The 988-nt window shown below is 41.4% G+C and carries 1 protein-coding gene; it reads right to left on the bottom strand.

The window, feature by feature from the left end; translation table 11 throughout:
• Positions 1–70: 70 nt before the first annotated feature.
• Entirely contained in the window at positions 71–940 is an 870-nt protein-coding gene (locus tag QHG98_09720) for an IS5-like element ISMth3 family transposase (GenBank protein MDH7597989.1), read from the bottom strand.
• Between the last annotated feature and the right edge of the window lie 48 nt (positions 941–988).

The following is a 988-nucleotide window of genomic DNA, read 5'->3' as shown; positions in this document are numbered from 1 at the left end:
TGCTGTGTTGGATAAGTAGCTTTATATTCATATATTCTCTCTTATTCTTTCAAGAATCTTCGTCATAATGTTATACGCTTAAAATTATAGTATAAAATGTGAACATCCTGCGTACTTCGCGAATCATGCTTTCCTTCGAAGTGGCCCTCACAGTCTCGCCAAATATCCTCTTAATTGCTGAGAATACACTTTCAGCCGCCCACCTTCTTCCATATCCATGCACAATTTTCCAACTGTGGTATCCATACTTCATAAACTCAAGAACTGGTTCGGCTCTGGACGAGCCTGCTTTGACGATAGCATTCTTCCTGATCTTGATTCCAGGCATATCTACGCCCTTCTCTTTCATGAAATCGAATACCCCCTCCTTATCATAAGCTCCATCCATCAGTGAATCTTCAAGCTTAACATCTTCCAGCAGCGGTTTTACCATCTCATGATCAGTGACGGTCTCATCGGTTATCTCGAAGGTTACGGGCTTCCTTGTTTCAACATCTACGGCGATATGCACTTTTATCCAGCCTCTGCGTTCAACACCATGACTTTCTCTCATCCAGTCGCCTCTATTCGTAACCTTCATTCCTGTTGAGTCAACTGCGACCACTAAATCGTTATCAGGTATTGGAATATTCAACTCCAAATTCGTAATCCTCTGCCATAATGTCGAATAATCGGCAGCCAACAGCCCAGGAACAAATCCGCTTAGCGCCTGAATAAATCCTTCGAGCTGCCTGTATGGTAAATGAAGAAAGGCGTATGCTAAACCACAAAATTGAATAAATGTCTCAGGATAGCGATAGGGTCTGCCATTCTTGTTCTTATTCATCTTCAGTAGCTCTTCATCCCAATTATTCACAAAGTCAGTGCTAAGGTAAAACCATCCTCGCCTAACCAATTTCTCATTGTATTCGCGCCAATTGCGGTTATCCTCATAGGCCATGAAATATATTATATATTTTCCTAGTTTAAATAGTTATCCAACACAGCA

The organism is Methanothrix sp. (assembly GCA_029907715.1).
Lineage (GTDB): Archaea > Halobacteriota > Methanosarcinia > Methanotrichales > Methanotrichaceae > Methanothrix_B.
This window is presented reverse-complemented; position numbering and strand designations above follow the sequence as displayed.